Raw genomic sequence first — 22,610 nt, forward strand, 5'->3', positions numbered from 1 at the left:
ACACCCCCCCACCCCCGCTGTAGCGTGGGCGGGGGGGCGCGGAGATGTGTAAAACACCCCGCCCCCGGGCTGATCTAGCCAGCCGGCGCGCGGCCGGCGGGCGCCCGCCGCCGGCCGGACGTCCAATTCAAACCTTTCAAGGGGTTAACATAAGCCGATGACCTTGATCCGCGCCGGCCTGACGCTGTTGTTCCTGCTGGCGACGCTGTCGTCATCGGGCGCTGGCGAAGCCGATCTGCGCGGCATCATCGCCAAATTCGCGACGGCCAAGGGTTTTTCTGAGATCGGAGCCGTCGTCCACGAACTGGCTGCCACCGGCGACCCGGCGGTGGAGCGGCCGCTTGCGGCGCTCGCCGACGGCAACCTCTACATCCGCAAGGCCGATTCCCTGGTGTTCGCCGGCAAGGAAGCGGGCGAGAGCGTCCAACTTTTCGATCCGCTGAGCGGCGAGGCATCGGGCGAGGCGGCCAAGGACGACATCACCAAGATCAAGGTCAACAACACGCTGCGCCGCGCCATCCGCGATGCGCTGGGCATGCTGACGCTTGGCGCCAAGGATCCGGCTGTACGTATTGCGGCGGCCGATACCATGTTCAAGACGCCCGACGCCGCAAACATCGAACCGCTCGACACCGCGATCGCCAGCGAGACCGTGGCCAGCGTCGAGGCTCTGCTCGAACAGGCTCGTGCGGCCTCCATCCTGGTCTCCGACCGACCAGACGCGGACAAGCTCGCCGCAATTGCGCTCATCGGTGCACGGGGCGACCGTGATGCGGTTTCGTTGCTGACTTCGGTCGAGGCGAATTCTCCGGATGCGGTCAAGCAAGCGGCGACAGCCGCGATCGCCACCATCAATTCGACCCTGGCCTTCTGGGAAGCCGGCCAGAACATCTGGTACGGGATCTCGCTCGGCTCGGTGCTGCTGCTGGCGGCGATCGGGCTTGCCATCACCTTCGGCGTCATGGGCGTCATCAACATGGCGCATGGTGAGATGGTCATGCTCGGCGCCTACACGACCTTCGTCGTCCAGCAGGTGATCCGTACGTCTTTTCCGGACCTGTTCGACTGGTCGCTGGTCATCGCGCTGCCGCTCGCCTTCCTCGTCGCGGCACTGGTTGGCCTGATCATCGAGCGTGGTGTCATCCGGTTCCTCTACGGCCGGCCGCTGGAAACGCTGCTGGCGACATGGGGGGGTTCGCTGATCCTGCAGCAGACGGTGCGCTCGATCTTCGGGCCGACAAACCAGGAGGTCGGCAATCCCTCATGGATGTCGGGCTCGTTCAATGTCGGACAGCTTGCGATCACCTGGAATCGGCTGTGGATCCTGGTTTTCGCGCTCACCGTCTTCGCCATGCTGTTTTACGTGATGAAGCGCACGCCCTGGGGCCTGCAGATGCGCGCCGTCACCGCCAACCGGCGCATGGCCGCCTCGATGGGCATCAGGACGCCCTGGGTCGACGCGCTGACTTTCGCGCTAGGGTCCGGCATTGCCGGCATCGCCGGTGTCGCGCTCAGCCAGATCGACAATGTCTCGCCCAATCTTGGCCGCGGCTACATTATCGACAGCTTCATGGTCGTCGTCTTCGGCGGCGTCGGCAATCTGTGGGGCACGCTGGTCGGCGCGTTCTCGCTCGGCATCGTCAACAAGTTACTTGAGCCGTATGCCGGCGCCGTGCTCGGCAAGATCGTCGTGCTGGTCCTCATCATCCTGTTCATCCAGAAGCGCCCGCGCGGCCTGTTCGCGCTCAAGGGTAGGGCGGTGGAAGCATGATGTCAGGACGCTTTTTCGCCGCGGGCGCGGATCGCCGCATCGCCGTCACGATTCTCATCCTGCTGGCGGTGGCGGTCATCGTGCCGGTGCTCAATCTCGCGGTGTCTCCCACCAGCGCCTTTTACGTCCCATCCTACATCGTGGCGCTGACCGGTAAATATCTCTGCTACGCGCTGCTCGCCTTGGCGCTCGATCTTGTCTGGGGCTATTGCGGCATCCTTTCGCTCGGCCACGGCGCCTTCTTCGCGCTCGGCGGCTATGCGATGGGCATGTATCTGATGCGCCAGATCGGCTCGCGCGGCGTCTATGGCAACCCGATCCTGCCCGATTTCATGGTGTTCCTGAACTACAAGGAATTGCCGTGGTTCTGGTATGGCTTCGACCATTTCTGGTTCGCCGCGATCATGGTGCTCGCGGTGCCTGGCCTGCTCGCCTTCGTCTTCGGCTGGTTTGCCTTCCGCAGCCGTGTCACCGGCGTTTATCTCTCCATCATCACCCAGGCGATGACGTACGCGCTGCTGCTTGCGTTTTTCCGCAACGACATGGGTTTCGGCGGCAACAACGGCTTGACCGATTTCAAGGATATTCTCGGCTTCAACGTGCAGGCCGACGCGACGCGTTCGGCGCTGTTCGCGGCCAGTGCTGTGATGCTCGCACTCGCCGTCTTCGTCACCTGGGCAATCGTCGGTTCCAAATACGGCAAGCTGCTGATGGCGGTGCGCGATGCCGAGAGCCGCACGCGCTTCCTCGGCTGGCGGGCGGAGAATGTAAAACTGTTCGCCTTCACCGTCTCGGCTATCATGGCCGGCATCGCCGGCGCGCTCTACGTGCCGCAGGTCGGCATCATCAATCCGGGCGAGTTCGAGCCGGCCAATTCGATCGAGGTCGTGGTGTGGGCGGCAGTCGGCGGACGCGGCACCATTGTCGGACCGATCATCGGCGCGCTGCTGGTCAATGCCGGCAAATCCTGGTTCACCGGCGTGCTGCCGGAATTCTGGCTGTTTGCATTGGGTGGGCTGTTCGTCGCCGTCACGCTTTTGCTGCCCCAGGGCATCATCGGCATGTGGGATTCCTGGCGTGGCAACGCCAAAGCGTTGCGGGCAGCCTCGATTGCCGAGGAAGCGGGCACCGATGCCGTCGTTCCGCCGCCAGCGAAAATCGTTCGCAGCGCGGCGAGAACGCCCGGCGACTGGTCCTCGACCAGTCCCGAACCGCAGCCGGCGGAGTGAGCGACCATGTCGAAGTCGAACACGATCCTCTATCTCGACGGCGTCTCGGTTTCCTTCGATGGCTTTCGTGCCATCAACAAGCTGTCGCTGGTGCTCGACAAGGGCGAGATGCGGGCCATCATCGGCCCCAACGGGGCCGGCAAGACGACGATGATGGACATCGTCACCGGCAAGACGCGACCCGACGAGGGCGAGGTTTTCTTCGACGGAGAGGTGGATCTCACCAAACATGACGAAGCCGAGATCGCCATGATGGGCATCGGCCGCAAATTCCAGAAACCGACCGTGTTCGAAAGCCACACGATCAAGGAAAACCTGATGCTGGCGCTGAAGGGTCCGCGCTCGATCTTTCCGGCGCTGTTCCATCGCCGCTCGGCCGCCGAGACGCGGCAGATCGACCACATCCTCGGCATCATCCGGCTTGGCGACAAGCGTAACGAACTGGCAGCCAATCTCAGCCATGGACAAAAGCAGTGGCTCGAGATCGGCATGCTGCTGGCGCAGGATCCGAAGCTGCTTCTGGTCGACGAGCCGGTCGCCGGCATGACCGATGCCGAGACCGAGGAAACCGCGCGGCTGCTCAAGGATATTGCGCGCGATCATTCAGTCATCGTCGTCGAGCACGACATGCATTTCGTGCGCGAACTGGGCGTCAAGGTCACCTGCCTGCACGAGGGCTCGGTGCTGTCGGAAGGCACACTCGATTTCGTGTCGGCCGACGAGCGCGTCGTCGAAGTCTATCTGGGGAGATGAGCATGGTCTGGCGGGTTCAATTCCATCGCTTCGATCTGTCGTTTCTCAGGTTCTGGAGAGGGCGCTGACATGCTCGAAGTTTCCAATGCCACGTTGCACTACGGCGCCGCCCAGGCGCTGCGCGGCGTGTCGCTGAAGGCAGGCGCGGGCAAGATCACCTGCGTGCTCGGCCGCAACGGCGTCGGCAAGACCAGTTTGATGAGATCGATCGTCGGCCACCACCGGCTGACGAGCGGAAGCGTTGCCTTCGAGGGGAAGGCGCTCGACCGGAGCGCGGCGTATGACCGCGCCCGGTCGGGCATCGCATTCGTGCCGCAGGGCAGGGAGATCTTTCCGCTGCTCACCGTACGGGAAAATCTCGAATCGGGCTTCGCGCCGCTGAAGCGGGCCGACCGCAACATTCCGGCGCATGTCTTCGAATTGTTCCCGGTGCTCAAGCAGATGCTCGGCCGCCGTGGCGGCGACCTTTCCGGCGGCCAGCAGCAGCAGCTCGCCATCGGCAGGGCGCTGGTGATGCGGCCGAAGTTGCTGGTGCTCGACGAGCCGACCGAAGGCATTCAGCCGTCGATCATCAAGGATATCGGCCGTGCCATCCGCTATCTGCGCGACCAGGCCGGCATCGCCGTGCTTTTGGTCGAACAATATCTCGACTTCTGCCGCGAACTCGCCGACGAGGTCAACATCATGGACCGTGGCCTGATCGTCCATACCGGCCCGGCGGAAGATCTCGACAGGGCGGACGTTCGCAAGTTCCTGACGGTGTAGAATCGGCGCTGGACTTCAGTTGACGATCAGAAGTCCTTGGCAAGCCAATATTTCTCCGATCGAGCCCTCTGCGTCACTGGTGCGCCACAAGCTGCGTGCTAGTCTTTCCCAAGGCTTTTGTGAGTCGGCCGCTTCCGTATCAGTCTGGTTCATCGCAGATCGAGGGCGCGGCTAGCACCGGGCAAGGTTCACGCAAGCAAGGCTTCCTAGCTTCCCTCCTGCGATCTCTGTCGTTCAAACGAGTTTGGGCACACAGGCCAAGGGACAGCCATGGAACGTTATGTCGAGGACTACCAGAAGCGGCGGCTTACCGAGCGCGTCGATATCATCACCGCCATCAACATCTTGAAGTCCCAAGGCTACGGCCACGACGACCTGATCGAGGAAATCACCAAGGTCTTCTATGTCGACCTGGATGCCTTCAATGAAATCGTCATGGCGGCATAAGAACCGCATTCGCCCGTCCCGGTCGGTAGCCATCGCGTCGATGCGCGTGGTCTAACCCGCGCGCCGGAATGCCGAGGCGGTGACGCGGTTGCGGCCGCCGCGCTTGGCGGCATAGAGCGCCTTGTCCGCGGCGCTGAGTACCTTGTCGAAGCTGAGGCCCTCCTTGGTGCCGAAGGCGAAACCGGCACTAACCGTGCATATCAGCGAGCCGGTCTCGGTTTCGATGCGACGCGCGGCGAAAACTGCCCGTATGGCTTCGGCGGTGGCCTCCACCGTTTCGGGCAAGGTCCGCTTCAGCACGAGCGCGAATTCCTCGCCGCCCATGCGCGCGGCGACGTCGGCCGGGCGAAGATTGCCGGCGAGGTCCCTGGCGAACACCCTCAGCACTTCATCGCCGGCGGCATGGCCGAATTCGTCGTTGATGGCCTTGAAGCCGTCGAGGTCGAACACCACCACCGCCGTGAAGGCGCCAACCGGCGCATCGCCATGCAGGTCGAACAGGGCACGGCGATTGAGAAGGCCGGTCAGCGGATCGGTCAGCGCATTGCGGCGGTGATAGTGTGCCAGGCGCCCCTGGTTGAGCGCCAGCGAAAGAGCACCGATACCGGTCATGCAGGCGATGACGATGACGAGGCTGAGGTCCTCGGCCCAGTTGCTCGGCGCATGGCCGAGCACAAGCTTGCCGTCCGATGCCAGAACCATGGCGCACAGCACGAAGGATACGGCGGTGATCGAATAGAGCGCGGCGAGCCCGATGATCGGGGCAGGGGATTCGACGCGGCCCTTCCAGTATTCGAGAGCGGTGGCGAAGAGCAGCAGCGCGGCAAAGGAATTCTCCAGCATGAAGCCCAGTCCGTCATAGCCGAGCGCCATCGGCGGCAGGGCCACGGCCAGCGAGATGTTGGCGCCGAGCGCGATACGCGGCAGCGGAGAGCGGCCTGTCGTGAACTGGTGGGCGGCGCCGAGCATGGTCGAGAAACCGAACAGAAGCAGGGTGAGCGTGGCGACGCCAAGCATCGGTCCGGGCTGGTCGATATAGGCTTTGTAGGCAAAGACGTCGCCGACAACCAGCAGCACGCTAGCCGCCCAGGTCAGCAAGAATTTCTCGGAACGCGCGGTAAGCCAGATGCCGAACAACGTCAGGCTGAGGCAGGCGGCGGAAAAGCCGACCGCGAGCAGCAGTGAGTTGTAGTCGAGTGACATGCCCTCTTCCTTGCCCGCTCTGGGCAACTCCGCGCCCAGATGGATTCATGCAGCAAGGAAGTATCGATAAGGTTACGATATCAGTGAAGATGTCGAGATTTCGCGTGTCAGAAGAGCGCCGACAACAACAGCAGGGCTAGGCCGATGCCCATCATCAACAGGCCTGGCCAATTCTGCGACAGGCCGAGGAAACCGAGCCCCCGCCGGCGTGGCTCGAGCGTCGGGCCTGATGTTGCGAGGTTTGGTATCGGGCGATCCGGAACCACAGGCGCGGGATCGCTAAGCCGTCCGCGCCGAAGGGCAGCGCCTGCCATGTACACAACGCCAGCGACGGTAAGCAATGCACCGAGGAGGATGATAGCCATTTGTCCTTTCCCTTCTTTGCAGGGACTTGCGGGATCGGTGGCTAAGCGTTGGCGATGGTCGCACGCGTCGCCGCAGGATAGAACGGCCAAGATGCCGGGCAGGTTCCAACAACAAAGTAAGCGCCCGGCCGAGGCCCGCCGCTCTAAGTCACTCGCTTCATCAGCGCCATGGCGCCGAACGGCGCGCGCACCTTGCCCTCGGTGATGAAGTAGACGAACACGTCGCGCGGCTGGACCGGTGCATCGGTAGCGGGATCGGCACGCCGCAGGTCGGCCGGCTGCTTGCCCGCCGCCCAGACCTTTGCCCGCGCGGCCCATTCATCGAGACCCTTTGGCGTGTAGCAGTCGGGATTGTCGTCACTGCCGGTCTGCAGCCGTGCATAGACGAAATCACCGGTAACGTCGGCGATATCAGGATATTTGGCATGGTCGGCATAGACGATCGCCACCTTGTACTTGCGCGCCAGCGCCGCGAATTCCGGCACGACAAAACTGTCGTTGCGCACCTCGACCGCGTGGCGCAGCGCGACGCCGTCCTGCTTTTCCGGCAGCAGTTTCAAAAAAGCTTCGAAATCGTCCGGATCGAACTTTTTCGTCGGCGCGAACTGCCACAGGATCGGCCCGAGCTTTTCGCCGAGTGCCGCCACACCCGAGCCGAGGAAGCGCATCATCGATTCGCCGGCCTCGCCAAGCACGCGGCGGTTGGTGACGAAGCGGTTGCCCTTCAGCGCATAGACGAAACCGTCCGGCGCCTCGCTTGCCCATTTGACGAAGGTCGGCTCCTTGAAGCTGGAATAATAGGTGCCATTGACCTCGATGGTCGGCACCTGCCGGGTGGCGTATTGCAACTGTTTGGCCTTCGACAGCTTGTCGGGATAGAAGGACGTGTCCCAGGGCTCGAAGGTCCAGCCGCCCATGCCGGCGCGGATTGTTCCCGATGTGCTCATTGTCATCCTCCCAAGTGAAGAAATCTGGCCGAGTTCAGAAGATCGGGCCCCGTTTCATGGAAACCATAGGCCAGATAGAGCGCGATGTTCCGCTCCATCCTGGCGTTGGTGTAGAGCCGCACCTCGGGCAGGCGCCAGAGGCCCGTCTGCTCGTCGGCGTGTTTGAGCAGGGCGATGCCGAGGCCTTTGCCTTGAAAGGCCGGGGCAACCGCGACGGAAAAGATCATCGCATGATCGTCATGCCGCTCCACGGTGAGCGCTCCGGCCATCTCGCCGCCGCTCTCCAGAAGCCAGACCTCGCCACGCGCGATGCGCGGCGCATAGTCCTCGGTGACCGGGATCGGCGATGCACCGAACAGGGCGCTGTAGGGTGTATAGGCGGCTTCGGTTAGCGACACGACAGTTTGGAGATCACCGGCAAGCGCTCTTCGGATTGTCATTCAAAAAGCTCTCCAGGCGCCAACCGGTCGGATCATCACTCCGCCGCTTCGCGCTTGCCTCCGGGGCGTCGCTCCAACAACTCCTTGAGAAACTGACCGGTGTAGCTGCGCTTTTCGCGCACGATCGCTTCCGGCGTGCCGGAGGCCACCAGCTCGCCGCCGCCGTCGCCACCTTCTGGGCCGAGGTCGAGCACCCAGTCGGCGGTCTTGATGACCTCGAGATTGTGCTCGATGACCACCACCGTGTTGCCCTGGTCGACCAGTTCGTGCAGCACTTCCAACAGCTTGGCGACGTCGTGGAAGTGCAGGCCGGTGGTCGGCTCGTCCAGGATGTAGAGCGTCTTGCCGGTCGCCTTGCGCGACAGTTCCTTGGCGAGCTTGATGCGCTGCGCCTCGCCGCCCGACAGCGTCGTCGCCTGCTGGCCGATATGGATGTAGCCGAGGCCGACCTGTTTCAGCGTATCGAGCTTGTCGCGCACACCGGGCACTGCGGCGAAGAAGTCGACGCCTTCCTCGACGGTCATGTCGAGCACGTCGGCGATCGACTTGCCCTTGAACAGGACATCGAGCGTCTCTCTGTTGTAGCGCTTGCCGTGACAGACGTCGCAGGTGACGTAGACGTCGGGCAGGAAGTGCATCTCGATCTTGATGACACCGTCGCCCTGACAGGCTTCGCAGCGCCCGCCCTTGACGTTGAACGAGAAGCGGCCGGGCTGATAGCCACGCGCCTTGGCCTCGGGAAGGCCCGCGAACCAGTCGCGGATCGGCGTGAAGGCGCCGGTATAGGTGGCCGGATTGGAGCGCGGGGTCCTGCCGATCGGCGACTGGTCGATGTCGATGACCTTGTCGAGGAATTCGAGGCCCTCGATGCGATCATGATCGGCCGGGTGCTCGCGCGAGCCCATGATGCGGCGCGAGGCGGCCTTGAACAGCGTCTCGATCAGGAAGGTCGACTTGCCTCCGCCCGACACGCCGGTGACGGCGGTGAAGGTGCCGAGGGGGATTTCGGCGGTGACGTTCTTCAGATTGTTGCCGCGCGCGCCGACGATCTTCAGGCGCCGGTTCTTCTTCGCCTCGCGGCGCACGCCGGGCGTCGCCACTTCGAGCGCGCCCGACAAATATTTGCCGGTGATCGAATTGGGGTTGGCCATGACTTGCTGCGGCGTGCCCTGGGCAATGATCTCGCCGCCGTGGATGCCGGCGGCCGGGCCCATGTCGACGACATAGTCTGCATGCAGGATGGCGTCCTCGTCATGCTCGACGACGATCACCGTGTTGCCGATGTCGCGCAGGTGCTTGAGCGTATCGAGCAGGCGCGCATTGTCGCGCTGATGCAGACCGATCGACGGCTCGTCCAGCACATAGAGCACGCCGGTGAGGCCGGAGCCGATCTGCGACGCCAGCCGGATGCGCTGGCTCTCACCGCCGGACAGCGTGCCCGAATTGCGCGACAGCGTCAGATAATCGAGCCCGACATCGTTGAGGAAGCGCAGCCGCTCGCGGATCTCCTTGAGCACGCGCACCGCGATCTCGTTCTGCTTGTCGTTGAGCGACGCGGGCAGGTCGGTGAACCACTGGTCGGCCTTGCGGATCGAAAGTTCGGTGACTTCGCCGATGTGCCTGCCGGCGATCTTCACCGCAAGCGACTCGGGCTTCAGGCGGTAGCCCTTGCAGACCGGGCAGGGCGTGGCCGACATGAAGCGCTCGATCTCCTCGCGCATCCAGGCGGATTCGGTCTCCTTCCAGCGGCGCTCGAGATTGGGGATGACGCCTTCGAACGTCTTGGTTGTCTTGTAGGAGCGCAGGCCGTCATCATACTGGAAGGTGATCTCGCGCTCTCCGGTGCCGCGCAGGATGGCTTCCTTTGCCTCTTCGGTCAGATCCCTGAACTTGTCGCCGAGCTTGAAGCCATAAGCCTTGCCCAGCGCCTCCAGCGTCTGTGCATAATAGGGCGAGGTCGACTTAGCCCACGGGCTGACGGCGCCGTCGCGCAGCGAGATGTTTTCGTCCGGCACGATCAGATTGCCATCGATGGCGCGCTGGCTGCCGAGACCGTCGCAGGTCGGGCAGGCACCGAACGGGTTGTTGAACGAGAACAGGCGCGGTTCGATTTCCGGAATGGTGAAGCCGGAGACCGGGCAAGCAAATTTTTCCGAGAACAGGATGCGCTCATGCGTCTCGTTCTTCGACTTGTTGACCGAATCCTCGCCGGTCTGGCTGGAGTCGAGCGGCTTGTCGGCGAATTCGGCTACCGCCAACCCATCGGCCAGCTTCAGCGCCGTTTCGATGGAGTCGGCGAGCCGCGTCGCCAGATCGCCGCGCACGACGATGCGGTCGACGACGACGTCGAGGTCGTGCTTGTACTTCTTGTCCAGCGCCGGCACGTCGGCGATCTCGTAGAAGACGCCGTCGACCTTGACGCGTTGAAAGCCCTTCTTCTGCAGTTCCAGCAGTTCCTTGCGGTACTCGCCTTTGCGGCCGCGCACCATCGGCGCCAGGATGAACAGGCGCGTGCCTTCCTCGACCGCCAGCACGCGGTCGACCATCTGCGAAACCGTCTGACTCTCGATCGGCAGGCCGGTGGCCGGCGAATAGGGGATGCCGACGCGCGCGAACAACAGGCGCATATAGTCGTAGATCTCGGTGACGGTGCCGACCGTCGAACGCGGGTTCTTCGAGGTGGTCTTCTGCTCGATCGAGATGGCAGGCGACAGGCCGTCGATCTGGTCGACGTCAGGCTTCTGCATCATTTCGAGGAATTGCCGGGCGTAGGCCGAAAGGCTTTCGACATAGCGGCGCTGGCCTTCGGCATAGATGGTGTCGAAGGCAAGCGACGACTTGCCGGAACCCGACAGGCCGGTCATGACAATCAGGCTGTCACGCGGCAGGTCGAGATCGACATTCTTCAGATTGTGTTCGCGCGCCCCGCGAATGGAAAGATATTTATGGTCGGCCATCGCCGGTCGCCGCCTCAGAATCTGGAATTTCCTGGAATGGCGGGTTTTCCCAGCCATCCCCTATGTAGGTAGTTTTGCCGCCACGTCGAGAGACGCCACAATTCCCGACAAAAGCCGTTTAAGCGTCTTTCGCGTGAACGGGCAAGTAGAAAGAACAAAGACCGAACACGCTCCTGACAAAGCTGTGCAAAAACTGACTTGCACGTAACCTCCCGACGATCACATTTTTCGGTAACCGGCTATTGAAGCTTGACGGGCGCCGGCTCCTGGAGGCAAGCTTCGGCAGTCAACGAAGCCGGCCGTCTTTCGATGGTCTCGCCGCCCAGAGGCGGCCTGCGAGATGCCGCAGGCATTAGCGATTTGTGCTTCGGACGACAACGTCGCAATGGACAAAAAGGAGCGGAGCTATGACGCCACCGGATCGTCCCACAGGGTTCCAGTCGTTACTGGAGCGGCGGCAGGCATAAGTGCCAGGGTTTAGCGTTTGCGCCACCCGACAAACCGTGACCTGCCATACCCCGTAAAAATCAGAGACTGCAGTCGGATCGTCGGCTGACGCCGCGTTGCATCCGAAATCTTGTGCCGGCAGTACGCCCCCGGTAGAAGTTGGATTTTAGATCCAAAAAGGCCCCGTCCGTTTGCGCAAAGCACGGCGGGGCCGTTTTATGTGCGGATGTCTTGTTGGCGATATGCCAGCGCAGCACGCCGGCACCACTATCGGTGGCGGGGCTGCCCGATTGAGCCGGCTCCGAGATCGACGGTAATGCTGCCGGAAATCCTGACATCCGTATCGCCGATCTTGAACTGGCCGTTGCCGTTGCCGGGATATGCATCGTCGGGTTCGGGAGCCGGCTTGGCGATGCGATAGTCGCCGGCCACGCCGGGCAGGGCGCCTTTTTGCGCCTGCGCCGAGCTGTCGCCGGCGAAGGCCGTGCCGCTCGAAAGGCACACGAGCGCTACAACGGCGATGACACGGTGCAATGTTCTGGGTGGATGAGTGTCGATCATCCCAGGACTATAGTGGCGTGCCGGCGACGGGACCAGACCGGCATCATCAAATCTTCGAAAGCCGGCAGGAAGCCGGGCCTGGCTTTATGCCGCCTTTTTTCGCGTGTCGAAAACGTGGTCGACGATGCCCCAGGTCTGGGCCTCGCGGGCGGTCATGAAGTGGTCGCGGTCCAGCGTGCGTTCGACCTCCTCATAGGTGCGTCCGCAATGCTGCGCATAGAGCCCGGCCATGTGCCGTTTCGTCTGGACGATGCGCTCGGCATGGCGCTGGATGTCGGAGGCTTGGCCCTGGAACCCGCCCAGCGGCTGATGCAGCAGGATGGTGGCGTTCGGCAGCGAGATACGACGCCCCGGTGTGCCCGCCATCAGCAGGAAAGAACCCATCGAGGCGGCAAAGCCCATGCACACGGTCGACACCGGGCAGCTGATGTATTGCATCGTGTCGTAGATGGCGAAGCCGCTGGTCACCACGCCGCCCGGCGAGTTGATATAGAGCGAGATCTCCTTGTCGGGATTGTCCGATTCCAGCGACAGCAACTGCGCGCAGACCAGCGCCGAGATGTCGTCGTTGATCTCGCCATTGATGAAGACGATGCGCTCGCGCAGCAGCCGCGAGAAAATGTCGAAGGCGCGTTCGCCGCGGCTCGATTGCTCGATTACCATCGGCACCAGACTGGCAACACCGCTCATGATCTTCTCTCCATTGTCCTTGTTCAGGCTGCGCGCAGCAAGCGGCGAAGCGTGTTTGCGGCGATCGGCTTGCGTGTACCGTTGGCGTCGAGCGAAAGCCGGCAGCTAGCGCACGCCATGGCGACAGCGGGCATTGCCTTGCGGGCGAAGCCGTCATGGACGATGCGCAGATGGGTGCCGCCGGAAACGGTTCGGGCAAGTGTGAAGGTGACAATGCTGTCCAACGGGCCGTCGAGGCGATCCTGCCGCGCGGCGTCGCCTGGCTGCTCCCGCCAGGAATAGCGCAGCAGCTTCTCCGGCTCGGCGTCGAGGATTTCGCATTCGATCGCCGCATCCGGCCCGGCGAAGGCAAAACGATTGCCGGTCTCCGGCCTGATGTCGTTCGGCATCATCCATGCGGCGAGCAGCTCCGGCACGGTCAGGGCCCGCCACACCTTTTCCGGCGGCTCGGCAAGGTCGTACTCGAACTCGATCGCATCGGGAGAGATCTCGCGATGGTTTTGGTCGGCTTTCATCGATCGAACGTTCGTCATTGGTCCATGTCCTTCAAAACCGCCTTCAATCTTTCGATGCGTTCCGGCCAGAAGGTCCGGTAGCGTTCGATCCAGGAGAGCAAGGGGGCGAGCCCCTGCGGATCGGCGCGGTAAAAAGCATTGCGGCCGGCACGTCGTTCGACCACCAGGCCGGCGCCGCGCAGCACCGCCAGATGCTGTGACACCGCCGGTTGCGACACCGTCATGCCGGTGCGCAATTCCGATACCGTCATTTCACCAGCGGCGAGCCGCTCAAAGACGGCGCGGCGCGTCGGGTCGGCCAGGGCCCGGAAAATCTCTGCTTCGATCATGACAAAAGCATAAGTGGATACTTATCGATTTGGCAAGCGTTCTTTTCAAACCCATATGTGGGCTTCCGGCGATGCTGCCATTCCTTGACAATAAGCGGCAGTGCGGATAAGAACGAAAAGGGAACAAAAACCTTGTGGGAAAAGCCAGCCTTAGCAGGCGGCCGACGCCCGCAGCCTGTAAGGTGCTGCGACAAAAATTGGTTTTGGATGAGCGGAGAAATATCATGGCGGGTAGCGTCAACAAGGTCATTCTGGTCGGTAATCTCGGTGCGGACCCTGAAATCCGCCGCCTGAACTCGGGCGAGCCGGTCGTCAACATCCGCATCGCGACGTCGGAAAGCTGGCGCGACAAGAATTCCGGCGAGCGCAAGGAAAAAACCGAGTGGCACAACGTCGTCATCTTCAATGAGGGCATCGCCAAGGTGGCGGAGCAGTATCTGAAGAAGGGCATGAAGGTCTATGTCGAGGGCCAGCTGCAGACGCGCAAATGGCAGGACCAGACCGGCGCCGACAAGTACACGACGGAAGTCGTGCTGCAGAAATTCCGGGGCGAGCTGCAGATGCTCGACGCACGCGGACAGGGTGAGGGCGGCCAGATCGGAGGCAATGCCGGTGGCAACAGCCGTGGTTCCGATTTCGGCCAGTCCAGCCCGAGCGAAGGCTTCAATCGCGGCGGCGGCGGTGGTGCCAAGAGTGGCGGCGGTGGCGGTTCGTCGCGCGAACTGGACGACGAAATCCCGTTCTGAGGACAATCGATCGTATTGAGGGGCAGTCACTGGAGAGGGGACAATGTCGCAGGACCCGCTGCTTGCCGCACCCTCTCCTATACCCTGGCATGCCTTTGCGGCCTTCGCCGCACTGGCGATAGGGCCAACGCAGTTGGCATTGCCGAAGGGAACGCCGAGCCATCGCATCGCGGGCTATGTGTGGGCCGCGCTGATGCTGGTCATCGCCGACTCGAGTTTCTGGATTCATCAGATCCGGCTCATCGGCCCCTCAGTCCGATCCATTTCCTGTCGATCCTGGTGCTGGTCACCGTGCCGCTGTGGCATGCTCACAATCACTGCATCGCCAGGATCGCAAGGCGATGATCGCGCTGTATGTCTTTGCATTGGCCGGCGCCGGCATCTTCACGCTGTTGCCGGGCAGGGTCGTGCACGACGTCGTCTTTGGCGTCGCGCGAGCCGGGCCGTGATCCTCTTCGGTTTTAGAGGCGGATGACCGAAAAATTGGAAGGAAATGTCAGGTGAAAGCACGCGTAAAGTGGGTCGAGGAGCGCACCTTCGTCGGTGAGTCCGGCAGTGGCCACAAGGTCGTGTTCGGAACCGCGCCCGGACCGGCAGGCAAGACGCCAGGCCCGAGCCCGATGGAACTGGTGCTGATCGGGACCGGCGGCTGTTCGGCCTATGATGTCGTCCATATTCTAGAAAAGGGCCGCGAAGCGGTCGAGGATTGCGTGGTCGAGCTCGACGCCGACCGGGCCGAAACAGAGCCCAGGGTGTTCACGCGCATTCACATGCATTTCGTGGTCAAGGGCCGGGCGCTGTCCAGCGACAAGGTCAGGCGGGCGATCGACCTTTCGATCGAAAAATATTGCTCGGCTTCGGCGATGCTGGCCAAGACCGCTGCGATCACTCACGACTTCGAAGTGATCGATACGGCGGTGAAGTAGGCAGTAGGCAGTAGGCAGTAGGCAGTAGGCAGTAGGAACTGCCGTTCACCCCGCCATCAGCGCCTTGATGCCGTCGGCGACGAACTGCACGGCCAGTGCCGCCAGGATAACGCCGAGCAGCCGGGTCAGGATCGAGCGCCCGGTCTGGCCGAGGATGCGGTCGATGCGTTCCGACAGCACGAACACCAGATAGGTGATGGCGAGGCAGACGAAGATGATGCCGACCAGGGCCGCCTGCGCGGCAAATCCCTGAAAGGAACCGGAGAGCAGCACCGTCGCCGAAATCGCGCCGGGCCCGGCGATCAGCGGGATCGCCAGCGGGAAGGCAGCGATGTTGTGGATCATGTCCTTGGTGATGGCGACGTCGCCGATCTTCTCCTTGCGGTCCTGCCGGCGTTCGAACACCATTTCGAAGGCGATGAAGAACAGCAGGAAGCCGCCGGCGACGCGGAAGGCAGGCAGCGTGATGCCGAACACCGACAGGATCGAGGCGCCGGCAACCGCAAACAGCGCCATCACCAGGAAGCCGATGATCGAGGCGCGGACCGACACCTGCTGGCGCTCGTCGCGGTTCATGCCTCGTGTCACGGCGAGGAACAGCGGCGCCAGCCCGGGCGGATCGATGGTCACGAGAATGGTGACGAAGGCGTTGAACAGGCTGTCGAAGCTCGGCATCTCTGACCCCTCCCGCCGGGCAGGGCCCGTACCATGGCATTGGTAGAGCAAAGCCCGGTCGGTGGGAACAGTTTCGGGCATTCAACTTTTGAAAGCATGGGCGCGAAGGTTCGCGAGGCTTTCGAGCGGCTGCATTCCTCGATCATCGAACCACCCGCCGTGCCAGGAACTCGACTTCGAGCCGCCATGTCGCGCCATTGTCGTGCGAGCGCTCGCCGAGCCAGCGGAAGGAATTTTCGGTAATGCGAGAAAAACTCCAGCGAACCGAGGATCCGGTGCCGTCGGCGTCCACTTGCACGATCGCGTCGCCCTCGGCGTGGCCGAGCTGGCGGCTGAAATACTGGTTGCGCGGATCACTCCAGAAGATGTGCCAGGCATCCGCGCCGGGATCATAGACACGCAGTGTGGTGCCGTAGAAGGTCCAGGTGCCGAGCGAGGGCGAGGGGCCGGCATCACGCGCGGGCAGGATCCAGACGTCCTGGATCGCCCGGCCTTCCAGCACCCAGCCGAAATGCACCTCGCCACGCCCGGTCAGCACCGTGCCGTCCTCGAGATGGCGCGAGGCATCGAACATCCAGGCGCCGACGAATCGGCCGTAAAGGCTCAGTTTTTCGGCAAGCCCTTCTGTTGGTCCGGAACTGTGCAAGGCTTCGGCAAAGGAGGATTGGTCGAACATGGTTCAGCTCTCTTCTTGTCAGGAGACCGGGAAGGGTAGGCGGTGACAGGGTTCTGGGCTTGGGAAAAATTGCTATATTTCGGCCATGACAGCGACAATGCATACGCTTGCATCCGGCCCCGGCTGGCACGTGACGGATGTGATCTGCACGGCCGGCGCCGGCGACCGGCCGTTCGAGGAAGCACATCAGGATTTCTGCGTCGCCGCCGTCACCAACGGCACGTTCCGCTACCGCGCGCAACAAGGCACGGCGATGCTGGCGCCCGGCGCCCTCCTGCTCGGCAATCCCGGCACATGTTACGAATGCGGGCATGAACATGGCAGCGGCGACCGTTGCCTGTCATTTCATTTCGGGCCGTCCTACATGGAACGGATCGTGGCTGGCGTGCCGGCCGCCAGGAAGCTGGCCTTTGAGGCGCCACGCCTGCCACCTTTGCCGGCCTTGGCGTCCTTGCTCGCCGAGGCGGAAACCGCTCGCGAGACGGCCGACATCGACGCCTTCGAGGAACTCGGGCTGCGCATTGCGGGTGCCGCCGTGGCAACGGTCTCCAGCCCGACGCATGTCAGGCGCGCGCCGAGCCGTCGCGACCAGAAGCGGGTTGCCGAGGCCGTGCGGCGGATAGAGCTGGATGCCGACGGGCCAGTCCCGCTTTCAGCTCTTGCGGATGAAACTGCGATCAGTCCGTATCATTTCCTGCGCATCTTCCGGCAGGTCGCGGGCATGACCCCCTATCAATTCCTGCTCAAGACGCGGCTGCACAGGGCAGCGGTGCGACTGCACATGTCGGATGAGGCGGTCTCGGCGATCGCCTTCGAGGCCGGCTTCAACGATCTGTCGACATTCAACCGCCGGTTTCTGCGTATCATGGGCGAAACGCCGGGCCAATATCGCGCCCGCCGTGGCGCGATGGGCGTTCGCGTCTCGTGAAGCGGTTCAGGTGCTCACAAGGGCGGCAACAGGGTCCGATCCATCGCGCTCGCGGCTTTCGTTCAGGGAAAAACGTCCATTACGGGTCTTTGCGTCGATGGCGGCGAAACCGCCTTGGCCATATCGTCGCAATCAGTGGTATCCTTTTGAAATTACCATCAAAAATGACACTGGAAAAGTGCCTGACATGTTGGAGTTTCAGCCTTGCTTCCTATATAAGCACCGAGTGATTCCTGATTAGATTGTGATCCGATTTGACCGACCAGAAGACACCGCGCGGCGCCGACGGCGGCCCCACCGGCATCGAGCCGATATCCATCGTCGAGGAGATGCAGCGCTCCTATCTCGATTACGCCATGAGCGTGATCGTCAGCCGTGCGCTGCCCGACGTGCGCGACGGCCTGAAGCCGGTGCATCGCCGCATTCTCTTCGCCGCCCATGAGAGCGGCTACCACTGGAACCGCAAATATGTGAAATCGGCGCGTCCGGTCGCCGATGTGATGGGTAAATACCATCCGCATGGCGACGCTTCCATCTACGACGCCTTGGTGCGCATGGCGCAGGACTGGTCGCTGCGCGTGCCGCTGATCGACGGACAGGGCAATTTCGGCTCCATCGACGGCGATCCGCCGGCGGCGATGCGCTACACGGAAGCGCGGCTGACCAAGGTCGCGCACGAGCTTTTGGAGGATATCGACAAGGATACCGTCGACTTCCAGGACACTTATGATGCCTCGGGCAGCGAACCGAAGGTTCTCCCGGCACGGTTTCCCAATCTTCTGGTCAATGGCTCGGGCGGCATCGCCGTCGGCATGGCGACCAACATCCCGCCGCACAATCTCGGCGAAATCTGCAATGGCGCGATCGCCATCATCGACAATCCGGCGATCGACCTGCCTGCGCTGATGGAGATCATTCCGGGGCCGGATTTCCCGACCGGCGGCATCGTGCTTGGCCGTTCCGGCATCTACAGCGCCTATTCGACCGGCCGCGGCTCCATCGTCATGCGCGGCAAGGTCAACATCGAACAGCGCGGCAATGACCGCGAGTCGATCATCATCACCGAAGTTCCCTACCAGGTGAACAAATCCTCGATGATCGAGAAGATGGCCGAACTGGTGCGCGACAAGCGCATCGAGGGCATTTCCGACATCCGCGACGAGAGCGACCGCCAGGGCTACCGCGTCGTCATCGAGCTGAAGCGCGACGCAGTCGCCGACGTCATCCTCAACCAGCTCTACCGCTTCACGCCGCTGCAGACCTCCTTTGGCGCCAATATGGTGGCGCTGAACGGCGGCAAGCCGGAGGTGATGAACCTGACCGACATGCTGAAGGCGTTCGTCGCCTTCCGCGAGGAGGTGATCACCCGGCGGACGAAATTCCTGCTGCGCAAGGCGCGCGACCGTGCCCATGTGCTGGTCGGTCTCGCCATCGCCGTCGCCAATATCGACGAAATCATCAAGCTGATCCGCACCGCGCCGGATCCGCAGACGGCGCGTGAGCAGTTGATGGAGCGGCGCTGGCCATCCGGCGATGTCGAATCGCTGATCCTGTTGATCGACGATCCACGCCATCGCATCAACGAGGACGGCACCTACAACCTTTCAGAGGAACAGGCGCGCGCCATCCTCGAACTGCGCCTGCAGCGCCTGACCGCGCTCGGCCGCGACGAAATCGCCGAAGAGTTGAACACGATCGGCGCCGAAATCATTGATTATCTGGACATTTTGTCTTCCCGTGCGCGTGTCCAGCAGATCGTCAAGGACGAGCTTGCCGCCGTGCGCGACGAGTTCGGCACGCCGCGCCGCACCGAACTCACCGATGGTGGGGCGGACATGGAAGACGAGGACCTGATCCAGCGCGAGGACATGGTCGTGACGGTGAGCCATTCCGGCTACATCAAGCGCGTGCCGCTGTCGCTCTACCGGGCGCAGCGCCGCGGCGGCAAGGGCCGCTCCGGCATGTCGACCAAGGAAGAGGATTTCGTCACCCGGCTGTTCGTGGCCAACACGCATACGCCGGTGCTGTTCTTCTCCTCGCGCGGCATCGTCTACAAGGAAAAGGTCTGGCGGCTGCCGATCGGCAATCCGCAGTCGCGCGGCAAGGCGCTGATCAACATGCTGCCGCTGGAGCAGGGCGAGCGCATCACCACCATCATGCCGCTGCCCGAGGACGAGACCAGCTGGGGCGAGCTCGACGTGATGTTCGCCACCACGCGCGGCACCGTGCGCCGCAACAAGCTGTCCGACTTCGTCCAGGTCAACCGCAACGGCAAGATCGCCATGAAGCTGGAGGAGGAGGGCGACGAGATCCTCGGCGTCGAGACCTGCACCGACAATGACGACGTGCTCCTGACCGCCAGTTCAGGTCAGTGCATCCGCTTCTCGGTCGGCGACGTACGCGTCTTCCAGAGCCGCAATTCTGTCGGCGTGCGCGGCATAACCATGGCCGAGACCGACCGCATCATCTCGATGTCGGTGATCGAGAATGTCGATGCGCCGCCAGCCGAGCGCGCGGCCTATCTCAAGCGGGCGGCGGCCGAACGGCGGCTTGCCGCCGGGATCGCTGCCGGCGAAGAGGAAGAGATCGCGCTGACCAATGAAGAGGTCGGCGAGGAGACGGAGCTTTCCGACGAACGCTACGAGTTCCTCAAGGCACATGAGCAGTACGTGCTGACGGTGACCGAATATGGCTACGGCAAGCGCTCGTCGTCCTACGATTTTCGCCTGACCGGGCGCGGCGGCAAGGGCATCCGCGCCACCGACGTGTCGAAGGTGGCCGAGATCGGCCGGCTGGTGGCGACGTTCCCGGTCGGCAATGACGACCAGATCATGCTGGTGTCGGATGGCGGCACTGTCATCCGGGTGCCGGTCAACGGCATCCGTTTCGCCAGCCGCGCCACCAAGGGCGTGACCATCTTCAACACGGCTGAAGGTGAAAAGGTGGTTTCGGTCGAGCGGATCTCGGAACCGCAATCGGACGAAGAAAGCGAAGAGACCATCGAGGGCGGTGCTGAAGCCGCTCCGGCGGCTGACGCCGGTCCGGAGGGTGCGGAGTAAGCACGGCATCCAGGTTTTGACATGGCAACGCCGGCCATCAGCCGGCGCGGCGGCAAGTTCAGACTGACTTAGTAGTGACTATAGGGCTTGCGGGGGCCGAAGCCTTCGAAGCGCTTGGTGTTGGCCTTGGCGCGAATGCGTTGTGCCTCCTGATGCAGCCCAAATACGGTGGCGATCAGCATGGCGACGGTCATTGCGGTGGCGAGCATGTAGATCAGCATGTGCGTGTTCTCCTGCGCCTAACAACGGATAGATGGGATTTTGGTTTCATCTTATTAAGCTGCAACCTAGTGAACGCTGCGTGAAGGCTTCGTGATTAGCGTGTTCATCTGTCGTTCATGCGCCGGAAAAGGTTCACGGCCGGCACGCCGATCGGATTTGCCTTTGCGAGAGAGGCTCGCTAGAGCCTGTTCCATCTTGATGGACGGAAGATGGAACAGGCTCTAGCTTTCATTTGAGCATGATCTTTTCCAAAAACCGGTTTCCACTTTTTGGGATCATGCATTAGAAGCACCTGCCATGACTGAACGCATCGCCCTCTATGCCGGCTCCTTCGACCCGCTGACCAACGGCCATCTCGACGTGCTGAAGGCGTCGCTGGCCGTGGCCGACATCGTTTATGCGGCGATCGGCATCCACCCAGGCAAACAGCCGCTGTTTTCCTTCGAGGAGCGGGTGCAATTGATCGAGATCGCTACGAAAGCGGAATTCGGGCGTGAAGGTGCCCGCATCAAGGTCGTCGCCTTCGACGGTCTGGTCATCGACGCGGCCAGGAAGCAAGGCGCCTCGATCATGATCCGCGGCCTGCGCGACGGCACCGACCTCGACTACGAGATGCAGATGGCCGGCATGAACGAGACCATGGCGCCTGAACTGCAGACGGTTTTTCTGCCCGCCAGCCCCTCCGTGCGCACCATTACCGCCACACTTGTCCGCCAGATTGCCTCGATGGGAGGCGACATCCGCCCCTTCGTGCCGGCGGCGGTTGCCGGTGCGCTCACCGCCAAATTCGCAAAATAAGTTCTCGGAGAAAACCATGCAGCTGAAAAAGCTCGCCTCGTTCCTCGTCGTGCTTGCCGGTCTTGTGACCGCATCGGTCTCGGCTTTTGCCGCCGAGCCGGAAAACACCATGATCATCACGCTGAAGGACGGCGACGTCACCATTGCGCTGAGGCCCGACCTCGCGCCCAAGCATGTCGCCCAGATCAAGACTCTGGTGCGCCAGGGCGCCTATGACAATGTCGCCTTCCACCGCGTCATCGACGGCTTCATGGCGCAGACCGGCGACGTCAAGTTCGGCAACATGAAGAAGGGTTTCAGCGCCGAGGCCGTCGGCACCGGCGGTTCCGATCTGCCCGACCTGCCGGCCGAATTCTCGCAGACCGAACGCTATAAGCGCGGCGTGGTCGGCATGGCCCGCTCGCAGGACCCCAACTCCGCCAATTCGCAGTTCTTCATCATGTTCGCGCCAGCGCCGCCGCTCGATGGCCAGTACACCATCGTCGGCAATGTCGTCAGCGGCATGGAGTTGGTGGATCACATCAAGAAGGGCGACCAGGCGGACAACGGCACGGTCACCGATCCTGATCGGATGATCAAGGTGCGCATCGCCGCAGACAAGTAAAGTTGTCAAATAACTCTGTTTTCTCAAAAGGATATCTGACATGGCCGAAATCAAGGACCGCGAGAACGCGCTCATCATGGAAACGACCAAGGGCAAGGTGGTCATAGAACTTTTCCCCGACCTGGCGCCCGGCCATGTCGCCCGCATCAAGGAACTGGCCCGCGAAGGCGCCTATGACGGCGTGGTTTTCCACCGCGTCATCGAGGGCTTCATGGCGCAGACCGGTGACGTCAAGTTCGGCAATTCCAGCAAGCCCACATTTGCGCCGTCCCGGGCTGGCATGGGTGGCTCGGAAAAGCCGGACCTGAAGGCCGAATTCTCCAACGCCAACCATGGCCGCGGCACCTGCTCGATGGCCCGTTCGCAGAATCCGAACTCGGCCAATTCACAGTTCTTCATCTGCTTCGACGATGCCGCCTTCCTCAACCGCCAGTACACGGTCTGGGGCCAGGTCATCGAAGGCATGGACAATGTCGACAAGATCAAGCGCGGCGAGCCGGTGCAGGATCCCGACAAGATCGTGTCGCTGAAGGTCGCGGCCGACGTCAAGTAAGGGT

The 22,610-nt window shown here is 62.6% G+C and carries 24 protein-coding genes and 1 pseudogene; 13 read left to right on the forward strand and 12 right to left on the reverse strand.

Annotated elements, in window-relative coordinates:
* Positions 1-157: 157 nt before the first annotated feature.
* The 5 genes from urtB to NKG99_RS25835 all read left to right on the forward strand — a co-directional run bounded on the left by urtB (position 158) and on the right by NKG99_RS25835 (position 4,965).
* Complete coding sequence (gene urtB, locus NKG99_RS25815; protein WP_352871711.1) at positions 158-1,771, forward strand: urea ABC transporter permease subunit UrtB; 1,614 nt, start codon at positions 158-160, stop codon at positions 1,769-1,771.
* Complete coding sequence (gene urtC, locus NKG99_RS25820) at positions 1,768-3,000, forward strand: urea ABC transporter permease subunit UrtC (RefSeq protein ID WP_352871713.1); 1,233 nt, start codon at positions 1,768-1,770, stop codon at positions 2,998-3,000. The genes urtB and urtC overlap by 4 nt, the downstream gene beginning before the upstream one ends.
* A 6-nt stretch (positions 3,001-3,006) precedes the next feature.
* A complete protein-coding gene (gene urtD, locus NKG99_RS25825) occupies positions 3,007-3,753 on the forward strand; it encodes an urea ABC transporter ATP-binding protein UrtD (RefSeq protein WP_352871715.1) in 747 nt (248 codons plus the stop codon).
* A gap of 69 nt (positions 3,754-3,822) precedes the next feature.
* Positions 3,823-4,518 (forward strand): urea ABC transporter ATP-binding subunit UrtE, encoded by a 696-nt coding sequence (gene urtE, locus NKG99_RS25830; protein WP_109669216.1) that lies wholly within the window; start codon positions 3,823-3,825, stop codon positions 4,516-4,518.
* 270 nt (positions 4,519-4,788) lie between these two features.
* A complete protein-coding gene (locus NKG99_RS25835) occupies positions 4,789-4,965 on the forward strand; it encodes a hypothetical protein (RefSeq protein ID WP_023759335.1) in 177 nt (58 codons plus the stop codon).
* Positions 4,966-5,016: 51 nt separating this feature from the next.
* On the opposite strand, the gene NKG99_RS25840 is transcribed toward NKG99_RS25835, so the two are convergent.
* The 9 genes from NKG99_RS25840 to NKG99_RS25880 all read right to left on the reverse strand — a co-directional run bounded on the left by NKG99_RS25840 (position 5,017) and on the right by NKG99_RS25880 (position 13,419).
* Positions 5,017-6,168 carry a GGDEF domain-containing protein gene (locus NKG99_RS25840; protein ID WP_352871717.1) on the reverse strand — a complete coding sequence of 384 codons (1,152 nt, stop codon included), beginning with the start codon at positions 6,166-6,168 and terminating at the stop codon, positions 5,017-5,019.
* Between the two features lie 107 nt (positions 6,169-6,275).
* Positions 6,276-6,533: a hypothetical protein gene (locus NKG99_RS25845; RefSeq protein ID WP_352871719.1), complete on the reverse strand. Its 258-nt coding sequence runs from the start codon at positions 6,531-6,533 to the stop codon at positions 6,276-6,278.
* A 143-nt stretch (positions 6,534-6,676) separates the two neighbouring features.
* Positions 6,677-7,480: a DUF72 domain-containing protein gene (locus NKG99_RS25850; protein WP_352871721.1), complete on the reverse strand. Its 804-nt coding sequence runs from the start codon at positions 7,478-7,480 to the stop codon at positions 6,677-6,679.
* Positions 7,481-7,482: 2 nt separating this feature from the next.
* Positions 7,483-7,920, reverse strand: a complete 438-nt coding sequence (locus tag NKG99_RS25855; RefSeq protein WP_352871723.1) for a GNAT family N-acetyltransferase — start codon at positions 7,918-7,920, stop codon at positions 7,483-7,485.
* A 35-nt stretch (positions 7,921-7,955) separates the two neighbouring features.
* On the reverse strand, positions 7,956-10,877 hold the full coding sequence (gene uvrA / locus NKG99_RS25860) for an excinuclease ABC subunit UvrA (RefSeq protein ID WP_352871725.1): 2,922 nt from the start codon (positions 10,875-10,877) through the stop codon (positions 7,956-7,958).
* Positions 10,878-11,591: 714 nt separating this feature from the next.
* Positions 11,592-11,885 (reverse strand): hypothetical protein, encoded by a 294-nt coding sequence (locus NKG99_RS25865; RefSeq protein WP_352871727.1) that lies wholly within the window; start codon positions 11,883-11,885, stop codon positions 11,592-11,594.
* An 84-nt stretch (positions 11,886-11,969) separates the two neighbouring features.
* A complete protein-coding gene (locus NKG99_RS25870) occupies positions 11,970-12,575 on the reverse strand; it encodes an ATP-dependent Clp protease proteolytic subunit (protein WP_352871729.1) in 606 nt (201 codons plus the stop codon).
* Positions 12,576-12,598: 23 nt separating this feature from the next.
* Positions 12,599-13,108 (reverse strand): SRPBCC family protein, encoded by a 510-nt coding sequence (locus NKG99_RS25875; protein WP_352871731.1) that lies wholly within the window; start codon positions 13,106-13,108, stop codon positions 12,599-12,601.
* Complete coding sequence (locus NKG99_RS25880) at positions 13,105-13,419, reverse strand: ArsR/SmtB family transcription factor (RefSeq protein WP_352627857.1); 315 nt, start codon at positions 13,417-13,419, stop codon at positions 13,105-13,107. Before NKG99_RS25880 ends, NKG99_RS25875 begins: the two co-directional genes overlap by 4 nt.
* A gap of 224 nt (positions 13,420-13,643) precedes the next feature.
* Between NKG99_RS25880 and NKG99_RS25885 the strand changes: the two genes are divergently transcribed.
* The 3 genes and pseudogenes from NKG99_RS25885 to NKG99_RS25890 all read left to right on the forward strand — a co-directional run bounded on the left by NKG99_RS25885 (position 13,644) and on the right by NKG99_RS25890 (position 15,091).
* A complete protein-coding gene (locus tag NKG99_RS25885) occupies positions 13,644-14,165 on the forward strand; it encodes a single-stranded DNA-binding protein (RefSeq protein ID WP_352871733.1) in 522 nt (173 codons plus the stop codon).
* A gap of 43 nt (positions 14,166-14,208) precedes the next feature.
* A pseudogene (locus NKG99_RS36005) lies at positions 14,209-14,355 on the forward strand (DUF2306 domain-containing protein); the annotation flags it as partial.
* A gap of 310 nt (positions 14,356-14,665) precedes the next feature.
* Positions 14,666-15,091: an OsmC family protein gene (locus NKG99_RS25890; protein ID WP_352871734.1), complete on the forward strand. Its 426-nt coding sequence runs from the start codon at positions 14,666-14,668 to the stop codon at positions 15,089-15,091.
* A gap of 45 nt (positions 15,092-15,136) precedes the next feature.
* On the opposite strand, the gene NKG99_RS25895 is transcribed toward NKG99_RS25890, so the two are convergent.
* Positions 15,137-15,766, reverse strand: a complete 630-nt coding sequence (locus NKG99_RS25895; RefSeq protein WP_352871735.1) for a MarC family protein — start codon at positions 15,764-15,766, stop codon at positions 15,137-15,139.
* Between the two features lie 142 nt (positions 15,767-15,908).
* Positions 15,909-16,442, reverse strand: a complete 534-nt coding sequence (locus NKG99_RS25900) for a hypothetical protein (RefSeq protein WP_352871737.1) — start codon at positions 16,440-16,442, stop codon at positions 15,909-15,911.
* Between the two features lie 85 nt (positions 16,443-16,527).
* Here NKG99_RS25900 and NKG99_RS25905 point away from each other — a divergent pair, with 85 nt between their 5' ends.
* The gene (locus NKG99_RS25905; RefSeq protein ID WP_352871740.1) at positions 16,528-17,370 is read left to right on the forward strand and encodes a helix-turn-helix transcriptional regulator; all 843 of its coding nucleotides are present in this window, start codon (positions 16,528-16,530) and stop codon (positions 17,368-17,370) included.
* Between the two features lie 254 nt (positions 17,371-17,624).
* Positions 17,625-20,429, forward strand: coding sequence for a DNA gyrase subunit A (gyrA, locus tag NKG99_RS25910; protein ID WP_352871741.1), 2,805 nt, complete (start codon positions 17,625-17,627; stop codon positions 20,427-20,429).
* A 68-nt stretch (positions 20,430-20,497) separates the two neighbouring features.
* On the opposite strand, the gene NKG99_RS25915 is transcribed toward gyrA, so the two are convergent.
* Positions 20,498-20,650 carry a hypothetical protein gene (locus NKG99_RS25915; RefSeq protein ID WP_352871743.1) on the reverse strand — a complete coding sequence of 51 codons (153 nt, stop codon included), beginning with the start codon at positions 20,648-20,650 and terminating at the stop codon, positions 20,498-20,500.
* A 298-nt stretch (positions 20,651-20,948) separates the two neighbouring features.
* On the opposite strand from NKG99_RS25915, the gene coaD reads away from it, so the two are divergent.
* From coaD to NKG99_RS25930, 3 genes are all read left to right on the forward strand, one after another.
* Positions 20,949-21,449, forward strand: coding sequence for a pantetheine-phosphate adenylyltransferase (coaD, locus tag NKG99_RS25920; RefSeq protein WP_352871745.1), 501 nt, complete (start codon positions 20,949-20,951; stop codon positions 21,447-21,449).
* A gap of 109 nt (positions 21,450-21,558) precedes the next feature.
* Positions 21,559-22,053: a peptidylprolyl isomerase gene (locus NKG99_RS25925; RefSeq protein WP_352969084.1), complete on the forward strand. Its 495-nt coding sequence runs from the start codon at positions 21,559-21,561 to the stop codon at positions 22,051-22,053.
* Between the two features lie 40 nt (positions 22,054-22,093).
* Positions 22,094-22,606 carry a peptidylprolyl isomerase gene (locus NKG99_RS25930; protein WP_109669164.1) on the forward strand — a complete coding sequence of 171 codons (513 nt, stop codon included), beginning with the start codon at positions 22,094-22,096 and terminating at the stop codon, positions 22,604-22,606.
* Positions 22,607-22,610: the final 4 nt, after the last annotated feature.

Source organism: Mesorhizobium sp. M1409 (assembly GCF_040317535.1).
GTDB lineage: Bacteria > Pseudomonadota > Alphaproteobacteria > Rhizobiales > Rhizobiaceae > Mesorhizobium.